This window comes from Streptomyces sp. NPDC104106 (assembly GCF_055584345.1).
The window spans coordinates 1-13,422 of record NZ_JBVJMF010000018.1 but is presented as its reverse complement, the minus strand read 5'-3'; the positions used below and the strand labels follow the sequence as shown (position 1 = coordinate 13,422).

General features: G+C 68.8%; 12 protein-coding genes and 1 pseudogene. 8 read left to right on the top strand and 5 right to left on the bottom strand.

Translation table 11 applies throughout. The annotated features are described in order from the left end of the window. Window positions 1-88: 88 nt before the first annotated feature. A pseudogene (locus ACZ60X_RS33010) lies at window positions 89-388 on the top strand (transposase); the annotation flags it as partial. Window positions 389-1,086: 698 nt separating this feature from the next. On the opposite strand, the gene ACZ60X_RS33005 reads toward ACZ60X_RS33010, so the two are convergent. Continuing rightward, window positions 1,087-1,452: a hypothetical protein gene (locus ACZ60X_RS33005; RefSeq protein ID WP_469606423.1), complete on the bottom strand. Its 366-nt coding sequence runs from the start codon at window positions 1,450-1,452 to the stop codon at window positions 1,087-1,089. Further along, window positions 1,449-1,712 (bottom strand): hypothetical protein, encoded by a 264-nt coding sequence (locus ACZ60X_RS33000; protein WP_469606421.1) that lies wholly within the window; start codon window positions 1,710-1,712, stop codon window positions 1,449-1,451. Before ACZ60X_RS33000 ends, ACZ60X_RS33005 begins: the two co-directional genes overlap by 4 nt. 124 nt (window positions 1,713-1,836) lie before the next feature. Here ACZ60X_RS33000 and ACZ60X_RS32995 point away from each other — a divergent pair, with 124 nt between their 5' ends. After that, window positions 1,837-2,040 carry a transposase gene (locus ACZ60X_RS32995; protein WP_469606419.1) on the top strand — a complete coding sequence of 68 codons (204 nt, stop codon included), beginning with the start codon at window positions 1,837-1,839 and terminating at the stop codon, window positions 2,038-2,040. A gap of 298 nt (window positions 2,041-2,338) precedes the next feature. After that, window positions 2,339-3,016: a pyridoxamine 5'-phosphate oxidase family protein gene (locus tag ACZ60X_RS32990; protein WP_469606417.1), complete on the top strand. Its 678-nt coding sequence runs from the start codon at window positions 2,339-2,341 to the stop codon at window positions 3,014-3,016. Between the two features lie 577 nt (window positions 3,017-3,593). On the opposite strand, the gene ACZ60X_RS32985 is transcribed toward ACZ60X_RS32990, so the two are convergent. Continuing rightward, on the bottom strand, window positions 3,594-4,238 hold the full coding sequence (locus tag ACZ60X_RS32985) for a CBS domain-containing protein (RefSeq protein WP_469606415.1): 645 nt from the start codon (window positions 4,236-4,238) through the stop codon (window positions 3,594-3,596). Window positions 4,239-4,399: 161 nt separating this feature from the next. On the opposite strand from ACZ60X_RS32985, the gene ACZ60X_RS32980 reads away from it, so the two are divergent. The 3 genes from ACZ60X_RS32980 to ACZ60X_RS32970 all read left to right on the top strand — a co-directional run bounded on the left by ACZ60X_RS32980 (window position 4,400) and on the right by ACZ60X_RS32970 (window position 6,400). After that, on the top strand, window positions 4,400-4,609 hold the full coding sequence (locus tag ACZ60X_RS32980) for an integrase core domain-containing protein (RefSeq protein ID WP_469606412.1): 210 nt from the start codon (window positions 4,400-4,402) through the stop codon (window positions 4,607-4,609). A 213-nt stretch (window positions 4,610-4,822) separates the two neighbouring features. Further along, window positions 4,823-5,296, top strand: coding sequence for a diadenosine tetraphosphate hydrolase (locus tag ACZ60X_RS32975; protein WP_469606410.1), 474 nt, complete (start codon window positions 4,823-4,825; stop codon window positions 5,294-5,296). Window positions 5,297-5,791: 495 nt separating this feature from the next. After that, entirely contained in the window at window positions 5,792-6,400 is a 609-nt protein-coding gene (locus ACZ60X_RS32970; protein WP_469606408.1) for a Ku protein, read from the top strand. Between the two features lie 38 nt (window positions 6,401-6,438). Here ACZ60X_RS32970 and ACZ60X_RS32965 read toward each other — a convergent pair whose 3' ends face one another. After that, on the bottom strand, window positions 6,439-6,657 hold the full coding sequence (locus ACZ60X_RS32965; protein ID WP_469606793.1) for a recombinase family protein: 219 nt from the start codon (window positions 6,655-6,657) through the stop codon (window positions 6,439-6,441). A 287-nt stretch (window positions 6,658-6,944) separates the two neighbouring features. Between ACZ60X_RS32965 and ACZ60X_RS32960 the strand changes: the two genes are divergently transcribed. Both ACZ60X_RS32960 and ACZ60X_RS32955 read left to right on the top strand, forming a co-directional pair. Next, window positions 6,945-11,636, top strand: coding sequence for a DUF6531 domain-containing protein (locus tag ACZ60X_RS32960; RefSeq protein WP_469606407.1), 4,692 nt, complete (start codon window positions 6,945-6,947; stop codon window positions 11,634-11,636). 79 nt (window positions 11,637-11,715) lie between these two features. After that, window positions 11,716-12,159 carry a hypothetical protein gene (locus ACZ60X_RS32955; protein ID WP_469606405.1) on the top strand — a complete coding sequence of 148 codons (444 nt, stop codon included), beginning with the start codon at window positions 11,716-11,718 and terminating at the stop codon, window positions 12,157-12,159. A gap of 80 nt (window positions 12,160-12,239) precedes the next feature. Here the strand turns inward: ACZ60X_RS32955 and ACZ60X_RS32950 are convergent, their stop codons facing one another. Then, the gene (locus ACZ60X_RS32950) at window positions 12,240-12,449 is read right to left on the bottom strand and encodes a DUF6207 family protein (RefSeq protein ID WP_469606403.1); all 210 of its coding nucleotides are present in this window, start codon (window positions 12,447-12,449) and stop codon (window positions 12,240-12,242) included. Window positions 12,450-13,422 lie beyond the last annotated feature (973 nt).

Genomic DNA, 13,422 nt, shown 5'->3' with positions numbered 1-13,422 from the left:
TCTTCACGCTTCGAGGTGTCGAGCAACGTCGCGTGAAGGAACGGCCGCTGGGAACAGTCTGGCTTCTGTAGGTCCCGCTGACGCCGCGCTGAGCGTGCTGTCCCACTTTCGTGTCGAGTTCTACGACTTCCTCTACACCCCGGCGGATGCGCTCTTCGAGCTCACCGACGCGGTGCTGTGGTCAGACGGGCCGGGGACGTCGCTGGTCGAGTTGACCCTCACGACCGAGCACCGGCGTGGGCACGGAGCGATGTACGACGCGGTCAACCACGGCTGGCTGGAGCCGCGCCGCCTGCGCAGGCTGCTGGCCTCCACGCCGCTGCCGCGTGCCGCCGACGGGCGGATCGTGCTCGCGGTGGACGTGAGCAGCTGGCTGCGTCCCGACGCCCCACCGCAGCATCCTGCCCGGCGGCGACCGGGACGAAGCCGAGCGCACCCGCTCGTGGTCACCTCTGTCAGTGTCGGGCATTACAGTCCCCATGTACGTGACATGACAGCTGTGAGTGCAGAGGCCGCTTGGCTGCTCCTGGTCGGTCTAGCGGTGGTCGGTGCGATGGTGGTGCTCGCCGACGGACGCCTACGTTGGTATCCCACGGCTCTGCTGCAGTGGTTCGTGGTTTTCACGCTGGCACAGGGGCTGTACGCAATGCTCCTGGTCAGCGGGCTGATCCCGCAGGCTGAGGCTCCGGCCGTCCGCATCGTGATGCTGCTGACGTGGATCGCCGGCGTTGGGCTCGCGGTCTGGAAGGGCCGACGAGCCGTGCTCGGCAGATGGGCGGATCGACAGCTCGTCCGAGTCCTGGGCGACGTCAACCTCCTTCCCCGGATCACCGCTCTGCACCGCCGTGCCGAGGGCGCGGAGGCCAGGGAGCCCCTTCTGCAGGAGGCCCGGACCGCGCTGGGCCGTCGTCGCGGCCGCGTTGCGTTGCTGTCCTTCCAGAAGGTGCTTGAGCAGATGGAGACGGAGTGCCGCACCAGCGAAGAGTGGTCCGAGCTCCGCTCCCGGACCCGCGCGTTGGTGACCAATTTCGTCGGCGGCTCGAAGGCCAGCCAGGCGCCCTCTGCCGCGTGACCGGGGCCGCTAGATCAGCTCGTCCAGGTCTTGATCTGAGCGGCGACCTCGCGCACCGGGAGCCCGTCCCGGGCGGCGCGGGCCAGCGGGAGCACGGTGTCCAGGCCAGGGCTCACCGGAAGGCCGCACGCCGACAGGTAGGCCGCGGTCACGGTTGCCGCGAAGAGGAGGTTCCGCATCTCCAGGCTCGGGTTTCTCGCCAGCTCGCACAGCAGCGCCGCGGCCTTGTGATGGGGTTCGGGGTAGACCTGGTGGTCAAGGATCTCCGCCCGGTGACGTGCTTCCGCCGCTACGGGGACGCCGTAGTCGACGACCTGGGGGTCTCCCGGAATCTGCTGCGCCACTGCCAGGATCCACGCGAGGTCAATCCGGAGGTTCACGCGGCGTCCTTCGGTGCCGTCTTTGCCGGGGTCTCCGGGAGGCCGGGGTACCGGTCCTCACCGACCTCCGCATCGAACACGTCCGTGTACGCGGCCAGGAACGATGCGGCGCCGGCCATGAAAGCCGCGCGCGACTGATTCACGTCCGCCTCGATCAGGTCGGCCACGTATCCCTGAAGACTCAGGCCGCGGCGTGCAGCCCGCTCCTCAGCGGCCGCCCTCACGTCGTCGTCCAGTCGGACATTCGTCTGCTTTGCCATACCCACCACCTTAGCTAGCCACTGATACCGCTGGCTAGCAATCGGCTGGACAGGAGTCGGCACCACAAGATCGCCGACCAGCCCGCCTGGAAGGTCTCCGAATGCTGGGAATCCACCCACCGGCATGGGCAGCCCTGGAATGATGAATCCCCACATCGCACCAGATCGCCAAGGGGACGAACAGGCTCCTGGGCCGGACCGGAAACCCCACCGCTTCCAGACCCCCAGCGTCTTCGCCCAGTACGCCGGCACCGCTCCCATCGAGATCGCCAGCGCCGACCGCGCACGTCACCGCCTGTCCAGGCACGGTGAAGCGCCCCGGGTTTGATGGAGACATTGATGTGCCCCGGAAGGATGCCGTTCATGTCTGCTCCCATCTCGTGTGCGTAACGGGACAGCGGGCGCTTGGCGGCGCTGAGCTGCAGGCGGCGGGGTCGATCACACAGTGGCGTGTCCGGAAGAGTGAGGGCGTTTCCGCACGCCCCAGGGGAGGGGCCGTCCGGCCCAAGCGGATCGCCACGAGGCCGTGCATGCTGGATCTACAGGCGATACCGGAGACCTTGCCATGGTGACCCGGCGGCAGGGACCGGCCGCTGTGGGGAAGCTCCGACGAGGAGTGAGGGAGCATGGCCGAACAGACACCGCCGGATGTCACGGACCAACCTCTGCAGGGCGACCTCGGGCGGCGCATCGAGCGGCGGCGCAGGGAACTTGGGATCACCCGTGAGGAAGTCGCGTTCCGTACCCACATGTCACCCAGCTATGTCGCGCACCTGGAGCAGTCCAGCACGGCGGCACCGGAGGCGAGCACCCTGCTCTGGCTGGCCGGAGCCCTGCGAACCACTCCCACGGAACTCGGCGGCGGAAACGTCGACCTGCCACCCGGTATCGGGCGCGCCGCTCGAAGTCCTCGCCTCACCGAACTGAATGAGGAGGAGTGCCGCAGACTGCTCTCGGCGCATGGCGTGGGTCGCCTAGCGGTGCCCACCGAAGCAGCACCGGTCGTCGTCCCCGTCAACTACTCCGTCGTCGACGACGCCGTCGTGTTCCGGACCCGGGCGGACTCGGTACCCGCCCAGGGACGCGGCCGCGAGGTGGCCTTCGAAATCGACCGCGTGGACGACGCGTTGAGTCAGGGCTGGAGCGTCCTGGTACGCGGGCCGGCCGAAGCCGTGACCGACCCCGCCGCCGTACGCCGCTACGCCGAGCGCGCCTACAGCGAGCCGTGGGCCGGAGGGGTACGTGACCTGTGGATGCGAATCGAACTCACCGCAGTCACGGGGCGCCGCATCGACACGTGGTGAGCTATCCCGGCAGGAGCCCGGACAGGTCCGCCGCATGCACCTGGCTTGCCGGACATCCCGTCATCGTGGGCCCGGCAGGCTCCCGAGCCTCGCCGCCGAACGGGCCGCTGCGAGGCCCTGCGCCCTGTGGTGCCGGCGCTGCCGGGTCCTCGCATCCAGAACCGAGGTCGGCCTGCCCATACGCTCCGGGTGTTCCGGGCGGGGCGAGTGACGGCCCCCGCCCGGGACGCCCGGAAAAGCCGATGTTGGTGCCGGATGCCGGGCAGGGCGAGATGGGTGTTGGCCGCACGGGCCCAGGACCGCCTCTCAACTTTCGCAGCCGTGCGGCCGTTGCCACGTCACTCGACGGCAAGCCCCCAGGAAGAGGCGGAACGCCCTGGCCACAGGGGCAAGGGCCTCAGCAGGGCCCAGGGGAACCCAGGGGATGTCGCACAGTACGGGCTCGCCGTGGCGGGCCTTGCCCGCGCAGCGCAGGCCGTGGGCTGCTCCAGGGCCTTCAGCGAGCTCCGGACGTCGAGCGATCAAGCACGGGCGTACAGCCCGACGTGCACGTTCCGACGCGCGAAGTCACTGGCGACTACTCCGGCCGGGCGGCCGCGAGGTGGGCGTCCACGGCGACGACACCGTCGACGCCCTGGCACAGGCCCACGACCGCCGGGACGAGACGCGGTTCCGGGACGTGACCCCGCAGAGTGACGGCACCGTCCCGGACCTCGACGGTGACAGTGCCCTCTTCCAGGCCGAGGATGCGCCCCAGGACGTCCCGCTCGACCTCGTCGCGGATTTCGACGTCGGAGCGGATGAAGGCGTTCAGCAGGTCGCTGCGGCTGACGATGCCGGTCAGGAGCCCTTGGTCCCCGACGACCGGCAGTTGCTTGACGTGCCGCCTGCGGAGTTCCCGCGCGGCCCGGGGGATCGTCCAGTCGGCTCGGGCGGTGAAGACAGGGCTGCTCATGAGCGCGCCCGCGGTCCGGGCCCGGGCCTTGCCCCACGCGCGCTCGTCGTTCCCGTCCTGCCCCCGCGGATCGGGCCTGCCGGTCTCGTGCCGCAGCACGTCGGACGCGGACACGACGCCGATGGGGGCGCCCTCGTCGTCGATGACCGGGGCCGCGGCGATGTCGTTAGCGTCCAGCAGGGAGGCGATCTCGTGCAACGGTGTGTCGGAGCGGAGAGTGATGACTTCTTCGGTCATCACGTCACCGACCGTGCGGCGGTGCAGCATGGCATCGGCCTCCTCCGCTTCGCGACGGCGCGGCGCCCCGGCCTTCGCGGCCGCTCGTCCACACCTGTCTCCCTACCCATGACAACACCGCGTCGCCTCGGCGACCAGTGCTGCTTACCGCCGACAACGCCGCAGGTCAGGGACTCGTAGGCGCTCACCACATGGCCGAGGCGCTCAACGGCACCTTCAAGGCCGAGCTGATCGAGATGCAAGGACCATGGCGAGACGTCGACCAGGTCGAGCGGACGATCTTCCAGTGGGTCACCTGGTGCAACGAGGAACGGCTCCACTCCGCCCTCGACTACGTACCGCCCGCCGAGTACGAACGCGACTGGTGGCGACAACAGGAAGCCACCCAGCAGCCCGCCTGAAACAAGATCACCGGACTCTACGAAACCCGGGACAGCTCAGCCGCCGGGTACAGCGCCGCCACGGCCGGAACGCTGTCCTCGGCGGTGACCTCGAACTGGAAGCCGCAGCGTAAGCCGGGGCCGCTCTTCGCCTCGCTTGGTTGGTTCTTGAAGTGAGTGGGGAGGGTGGGGAGCGAAGAGCAGGTCTTGATCACCGGCGGATAGGCTCAGGCCATGACCAGTGACTGGCGGAAGGACCGGATCGGGGCTGCTCTGCGGGGCGAGAATCCGACTGTCTTGCGGCAACTTGAGTCTGGTTTCGCGGCGATCGGCGACGTTCAGTTCCTGCCCGGGTACTCAGTTCTCCTCGTGGACGAGCCGGGTGTTCAACAGCTGTCTGACCTGCCCAAGGCTAAGAGGCTGTCGTTTCTGTCCGGCATGGGCCAACTGGGAGAAGCCGTTGAGCGGGCCTGCCGGCGGTTGGACCCCGAGTTCCGCCGGGTCAACCTGGAGATCCTCGGCAACACGGACCCGTTCTTGCATGCCCATGTCTGGCCGCGGTTCGAGTGGGAGCCGGCTGAGCTGGTAGGCAAGCCGGTGTGGCTGTATCCGGGTGACCGGTGGAGTGACGAGCGGTTCAGGCTCGGCCCGCAGCACGATGCGCTGAGGGATGCGATCGGCAGTGAACTGGACCAGCTGATGGCCTGACGGTATGGGCCCGCCGACCGTCAGGTCGGCGGGCCCATTGATCAGTGACCGTCGGTGGACGTCATGGAGTCCTTCGCAGCGGAACGATGTCGGGGATGGCCGCGGGGACAGAAGGGCGGGCGGCTTCCGGGGTCGCCAGCAGCGCGACGATGGTGACCGGCTGCTGGCAGTGAGGACAGTTCCGGGTCGCGGTCGGCTCCAACGGGTCGCGTTCCAGGGCGGGTTGGCGTGATGTCGCAACTGTGCTGTGCGCGGCGATTGCTGGCGCGGCCGCGTTGATCCCGCAGAGTCCGAGCACCGGCGCGACGCCCTGCCCCGGCACCGCGAGCGCATGTATGTCGGCTACGGCACGAGCAGCCCGCCCAGGAGGGAGGACAAGGACGGAATGGCAGCCCGGCCCTCGTGGTGGTCGAGGGACGTGCACGCCTCCAGGAGGACACCCGTGCACCGCGCGCCTAGCATGAAATTGCAGGTCACGAGGGGGAGGGCAGGAGTATGCCCGGTCCCGTCATCTGGAGCGGCCACATCGTGTTCGGCTTGCTCACGGTGCCTGTCAGCCTGGTCAGCGCCGTCAAGCGCGGCGGAACGCCGCTGCACCTGGTCCACGTCTCCGGCGGTTGCTACGGCAGGATCCGCTGCCGGAAGGTGTGTGAGCTGGAGGACCGCGTGGTCGCCGACCAGGACATCGGCCGTGGCTACGAGACGCCCGCCGGCATCGTGCCGGTCACCGACGCCGACCTCGACCATCTGCCACTGGCCACCGCCCACGCGATCGAGCTGCTCGGCACGCTCCCCACCGAGGCGATCGACCCGCTCCGGGTCGGCGCCGCCTCGTACTACCTCGCTGCGTCCACCGCGTCGGCCGCTACCGTGCGGCCGTCTGTACTGCTCGTGCAGGCACTCGCCCGCCGTTCTCAGGTCGCGATCGTCAAGTACGCGGTTCGGGGCGACCGTGAGCGGCTCGGCATGCTTCGCCCCCTGAACGGCGTCTTGGCACTCAGCGCTTTGCGCTGGAGCGACGAGGTCCGCCCCGCGGCCGGCGTCGTGCCGTCCCGTACCGCTGTGGTCGAGGAGGAGGAACTGGCCGCCGCTCGACCTCATTGAGGTCCGCAGTGTCGACGCGTTCGCCGAGATCCCCGGCCTTACCGACCGCTACGCTCAGGCCCTCGAGGGTGCCTTGGACGATGAGTTCGCGGATGAACTCCGCGAGGGCGGCGAAGACGTGGAAGACGAGCCGTCCGCCGGGGGGTGTCCAGGTTCTCGTGCAGCGAGGTGAAGCCGATCTCGCGTGTGCGGAGTTCGGCGACCGTGTTGATGAGGTCCTGGAGGCTGCGGCCGTAGCGATCGAGCGAGGGGACCACGAGGTGTCGCCGGCGTCGAGGAAGGCGTGGCACGCCTTCAGCTCCGGGCGCAGGTCGCTCAGGCTCGTCGGGGCGATCACTCTTCTGGCAAGTGCGGTGTGGGGGAGCAGTTGTGCAACGGGCCCCGTTGAAGTCCGCGGCGGCAGGCGCGTGGACGTGGACGCCCCGCCAAGGCTGGCTTGCTTTGCGGTGTCTTGCTGTCTCTGTCGTCCATTAGGGTTCATGATCGCGAACGCGGTGGCTGTATGCCCGTGGACTCGGAGTGAACACGGGGGAGAGGTACGGGGATGGGTTACACGATTCCGGGATGGCTCGATGAGGTCCTGGACTTCATCGGGATCAGGTTCCCGAACGTGGACGAGGACGACTACCGCGAAATGGCCGATGCCATGAGGGAGTTCGCGGACAAGTTCGAGGGCCACGGCGCGGACGCGCACAGGGCTGTGTCCCGGATCCTGTCCTCGTCCCAGGGCTGGGCCGTCGATGCGATGGAGAAGCACTGGAACCAGGTCAAGGCCAGTCACCTGGAGAAACTCCCCGAACTGGCCCGCTTGTTCGCGGACGCGTGCGACGGCCTCGCCGAGATCATCTTCTGGATGAAGACGAAGGCGGAGGCCGAGCTGGCACTCATGGCCGGTTCCGCGGGTCTGTCCATCGGGCTCGCGTGGGTAACCGGCGGCCTGTCGGCGGTGCTCGGCGCGGCCGAGATCACGGCGATGCGGCAGGTCGTCAAGCGGATCCTCGACGAGGCGGTGGGCCGAATCGTCGACGAGGTGATCGCGAAGGTCACCGAGCCGGTCAACGCCAAACTGGAGGCGATGGTCGAGGACATGGTCCTCGACCTGACCAAGGATGCCTTCTCACTGCCGCCCGCTGCAGGCAGTGGCGCCGGGCATGGTGGCAAGGGCGGGCACGGTGGGATGCAGCTCGCCTCGGCCGGCGGCGCGGGTGTCCCAGGCAGTGACGCGGGCGACACCACCAAGATCGACCACGTTGAGTTCGAGCACGGCGCGGGCAGGGTATTCCTGCACGGCAGCGAGATGCACACCGCCGCGTCCTCACCTTTGGGGCGGGTCAGGGGGGCGTTCGGCCGTAGCAAAGGCCGCGACCCCTTCACACGGGTCTTCGACGACGTACTGCACGGTGCGATCAAGGGCTCGGAGAAGGCCCTGAAAAGGATCTCCACGCACATCACCGAGACCATTCCGGGCCGGGTGAAGGCCACTTCCCGCCTGCACGAGGGCATAGACCTCGATGTCCGCGACCGGATCAACGCCATCAACGGCGGCAGGAATGGCGCAGGAGATGACGGCGTAGGCACCCGCCTGGCCGGCCTGGGCAAGCGCCGACCCGGATCCCTCAAGGACGCGCTGGCCAATGCGCGCGGGAAGGCCGTTGCCCTGACCCGGCGCCGTTGCAAGACCGACCCCGTCGATGTCGCGAGTGGCGAGATGGTGCTGTCCCAAAGCGACCTGGGTCTGCCGGGCGTGCTGCCTTTGGTGCTGCGGCGCACCCACATCTCCGGTTACCGCTACGGGCATTGCTTCGGGCCGAGCTGGGCCTCGACGCTCGACGAGCGCCTGGAACTGACGGGCGCCGGTGCGATCTGGGCTCGCGAGGACGGTTCGATTCTCGTCTATCCCCGAGTGCCGACCTCCTTGGACGATCCGGTCGAGCCGGTCGAAGGCGAGCGCGTTCCACTCACCTATGCCGATCGCAACGCGCTGGGTGAGGTCACCTACGCCACCACCGACCCGTACTCGGGCTACATACGCCGCTTCGTCGGCAGCCCCTACACCTCCGGCGGTCTGTACTGGCTCAACGAGATCGAGGACCGCAACGGCAACACCGTACAGATCGTCCGCGACGACGAGGGTTTGCCCAGCGCCGTCGTCCACTACGGAGGCTACGACGTGCGGGCCACCTGGGACCGGGCGAGCGGCCGCGTCGCGGCCCTGGAGCTGCGCACCGCGAACGGCCCGGTCAAAGTCGCCTCCTTCGGCTACGACGACGGCGATCTGAGCGAGGTCACGTCCTTCTCCGACACCGTTCCACTGCGTTTCACCTACGACAACGAGCACCGGGTGACGTCGTGGACCGACCGCAACGGCCACACCTACGCGTACGTGTACGACGCAGCGGGCCGGGTCGTGGAGACGATCGGTCCCGACGGGACGCTGTCCTCACAATTCGCCTACGACACCGCCGAGCGCGTCACCCGGTTCACCGACTCGACCGGCGCGGTCACCGTCACCGGGCTCAACGCCCTCGGGCAGACCGTCTCCGAGACCGACCCGCTCGGCCACACCGTCCACTTCGTGTGGGACCGCCACGACAACCTGCTGGAGCGCACCGACCAGCTCGGTGACACCGCCTGTTTCACCTGGGACGATCGGGGCAACCTGACCCGGATCCAGTTCCCCGACGGCACCGAGGCGACGACCCGCTACAACGAACTCAACCTGCCAGAACAGGTCACGGGGACCGACGGCACGACCTGGCACCAGTCCTTCGACGAGCGCGGCAACCGCACCCGGATCACGGCACCGGACGGCACCGAGACACACTTCTCCTACGACGCCCGCGGCGCACTGCTCACCCTGACCGATCCGACCGGCGCGACCGAGCACCTCACCAACGATGCGGCAGGCCTCGTGCTGACCCGCACCGACCCCTACGGCCACACCGCGTCCGTGGAACGCGACGCCTTCGGCCGCCCCGTCCGTGCCACCGCCCCCGGTGGCGCCACCACCCTCCTGGAGTGGCTGCCCCAGGGCTGGCTTGCCCGCCGCGTGGCCCCCGACGCGTCCGAGGAACGCTGGACCTGGGACGCCGAGGGCAACTGCACGTCCCACACCGGACCCAGCGGTGCCGTCACCCGCTTCGAGTACACGCACTTCGACCTTCTCTCCGCCCGCACCGGCGCGGACGGCGCCCGATACTCATTCGCCTACGACACCGAGCTGCGCCTGACAAAAGTCCTCAACCCACAGGGCATGACCTGGAATTACACCTATGACGCGGCCGGCAATCTGACCTCCGAGTCCGACTTCGACGGACGCACGGTCACATACGAATTCGACCCGGTGGGCCGACCCACCGCACGCACGACACCACTCGGCGCCCGGATCACCAGCGAGTACGACGTGATGGGCCGCGTCATCGCCAAGGACGTGGCAGGCCGGCACACCCGCTACACCTACGACGCGGCCGGCCGCGTCAGCTCGCTGATATCGCCCACCTCCACGCTGACCCTGGAGCGCGACGTCGTGGGCAGGGTCATCGCCGAGACCGTCGACGGGTGCACCACCCGCTTCGCCTACGACGCCGCCGGACGGCGCACCACACGCACCACGCCCACCGGCGCCGTGACGCGCTCCACCTATGACGCGGTGGGCAACCGCACGGGCCTGCTCAGCGAGGGCCATGCCCTGACCTTCACCTACGATGCGTGGGGCAAGGAGCTAACCCGCAGCTTCGGACCCGCCGAGGCACCGGTCACCCTCACCTCAGGGTGGAACGACATGGGCCGGCTGACCTCACAGCTGCTGACCGCCGGCGGCCGGACCCTGCGGGCCCGGACCTACGACTACCGGGCCGACGGCTGCCTGGAGCGGATCTTCGACGAACTGAGCGGTACGAGCCGCAGCTTCGACCTCGACTCGGTCGGCCGCCCCCTGCGCGTCACAGCACAGAACTGGTCCGAGGCGTACTCATACGACAGCGCCGGCAACGAGGCCCATGCCCAGTGGCCCGATCAGGCCGCGCGCACCGAGGCCCGCGGAGAACGCACCTACGAGGGCACACGCGTCCTGACCGCCGGACGGATCCGCTACGAGTACGACGCAGCGGGACGCACCACACTGCGCCAGAAAACACGGCTGTCGAAGAAGCCGGACACCTGGCGCTACACCTGGGACGAGGAGAACCGCCTCATCGCCTGCGTCACCCCCGACGGCACCCGGTGGACGTACTCCTACGACCCGCTCGGGCGGCGCACGGCCAAGCACCGCATGGCCGACGACGGGCGCACCGTCGTGCAGTCCATCCACTTTGCCTGGGACGGCACGCGGCTGGCCGAGCAGACGGACACAGCCCACCACATCACCACCACCTGGGACTACGAAGGCCACCGCCCGCTGACCCAGCTCGAGCGCCGCACCAGCCCCGGGCACCATCCACAGAGTGAGGTCGACGCACGCTTCTTCGCGATCGTCACAGACCTGGTGGGCGCACCAAGCGAACTCGTCGACGAACAGGGCGCGATCGCCTGGCGCGGCCGATCCACCGTTTGGGGCACCACCAGCTGGAACCGGGACGCGGCGGCCTACACCCCACTGCGTCTTCCCGGCCAGTACGACGACGCCGAGACCGGCTTCTACTACAACTACCAGCGCCACTACGACCCCGACACCGCCCGCTACGCAAGCCCTGACCCGCTCGGCCTGGGGCCGGCGCCCAACCCGGTCGCGTACGTCACCAACCCGCACACCCGGATGGACCCCGAGGGCCTGATCGCCAAGGGATGCACGGAAAACGGCGGCTGGTACAGCGGGTTGAAGCCCGCGAACCTCCTGGACGACGACAAAAAGCGCATCAACCCCGTCGACCAGGAGATCAACCACATCCCCGCCAAGGCGTCCTACGCCCACCTGGACATGCCCGGGTTCCGGACAAGCAAGAGCGGCGGCGCCGGCATGGGACCCGCGATCCGCATGGACGCCGAGGACCACCGCGAACTGACGAGCACGGGCTCCAGCAAGGAGAGCGAGGAGTGGCGCGCGAGACAGCGGAAGCTGATCGACGCCGGGCGCTGGGACCAGGCCATGAAGATGGACATCGACGAGATCCGTGAGCTGTACGGCGACAAGTACGACACCCACATCAAGGACATGGTCGACAGCCTGAAGAACAACAAGAAGTTCCAGGCCATGCTGACGAAGAAGGGCTGGACGATAAACTACGACATCCTGAAATGACGACGCCGTGAAAGATTGAGGGATGGCGATGGATCTGGTACTCGACCCGCCGCGCGGAGTCGCGCCGATCCTTCTGGGCATGACGCTCGACGAAGCGCTCGCCGCGGTGCCCGACTGGGGCGAGCCCAAAGTGCTCAGGCGCCCGAGCCGCAACTCGGCAAAGGCGTCCTGGACCCTCGACCACGTCGGCGTCCAGGCCCTGGCCGAGGGCGGAGTCCATGTGACCGCGATCGAGCTGTGGTGGCCCGGTGAGGGCCGCACGTCCACCACACGCGTCCTGCTCGAGGGGGACGAGGTATTCACCACCCCTGCCGAGGACCTCTTCCGCCGTGCCGCAGAGCGGGGCTGGACGGTCGACCGGTCACAGCCCGAGTACCCGGTGATCCCCGGGGTGTCGCTGGGCTTCACCCGGCAGACCTCCCAGGAGGTCGAGCGGGACTCCGACGGCCTGCCGAGGTTCGTCACCTCTGTCCTCGTAGGCGGCAAGGACTACTACAACTACCGCTACCAAGAGCACAGCTGACAGATCGGGGCCGCCTCCCCGCACTCGACACCATCACAGGCCACGTCCGAGACAACGATCGTCGACAGGCGTGGCAGTTCCTATGAGCTGAGTTCCTGGCGCAGGTCGAGGTAGCAGCGCAGCCGTACGCCAGGTTCGCCGGGCTCCCGTGTCATACGGTCCGCCGGCGAGGTGGCCCACCGCGCGGCGATCGCCTCTTGGAGAGCGAAGGCCGTCGCATCGTCGGCCGCAGCGATCTCGACCACGGCCAGTCCTGGCTCCGCCACGTGTGTCTCGTTGATCGGTCCCATGCCCGGCACCACGCTCCGGCGCCGGAAGAGGTTCTTGATCGGGCTGGGCTTCACCCGACCGGGTAGGCGTCCCGCGGACCACAGAAGGCGAGGGCGCCCCATCCGTAGCTCGTCGGCACGCTCGGGGTGGCGCACACGCGTCGGGATCCGCCTGGTTTTTGTTGACACGCTTGTGGATCTTCAGGGGCCGGGCAGGGGGCGCGCGGCGGGTGCACCGAGGGACGCGGAAGTCCGCGCGGGCGCACCCGGATTTGCCGATTCACCCGTCATGTCCCGTTCCGGCGACCGGTTTTGATCGGTTGTTGCCATTCGTGCATGTGGTTTTCTGGGCCTGACCATCCGCGTGGTGGTGGGCACCCATACCCACGACGCTACTTTCTGGCACCGGATCGCTGCGCAAGGTAGTAGCGTCCTGCTCCCGGCACCTTCTGCCGGACGGCCAAGACCCCGGCACCAATGGTTGGTAGCCCGCGCGCCGGGGTCTTGTCGCTCTCAACGCCAGCCCAAGCGAGGGAGATCCCTTGATGCCACTTCGCCGACGCCGAACCCGTCTTCCTGCAGGCGCACATGCGCTTGCGTGGAAAACGAGTCGCGACCGTATCATCCCGCCGCCTTACCCGGTCCAAACCCCGCAATGGCATGTCAAGGCTGTCATGCTCCGCGGGAGCCTGCCCATCGCCGCGATCTGCCTTCCCCTGCTCGCGATCCCGGGCGCTCTGCCACCGCGTGTACTGCCCATCATCGCCTTCTTTCTGACGACCGCTCACGGGTCTGTGCTGGTCCGCCAGTGGATTCACCGCCGCTGACCTGATCGCCGGCGGGGGGGGGGGGGGGGGGGCCGCCGGCCCCCCCCCCCCCCCCCCCCCCCCCCCCCCCCCCCACCCCCCCCCCCCCCCCCCCCCCCCCCCGCCCCCCCCCCCCCCCCCCCCGCCCCCCCCCCCCCCCCCCCACCCCCCCCCCCCCCCCCCCCCCC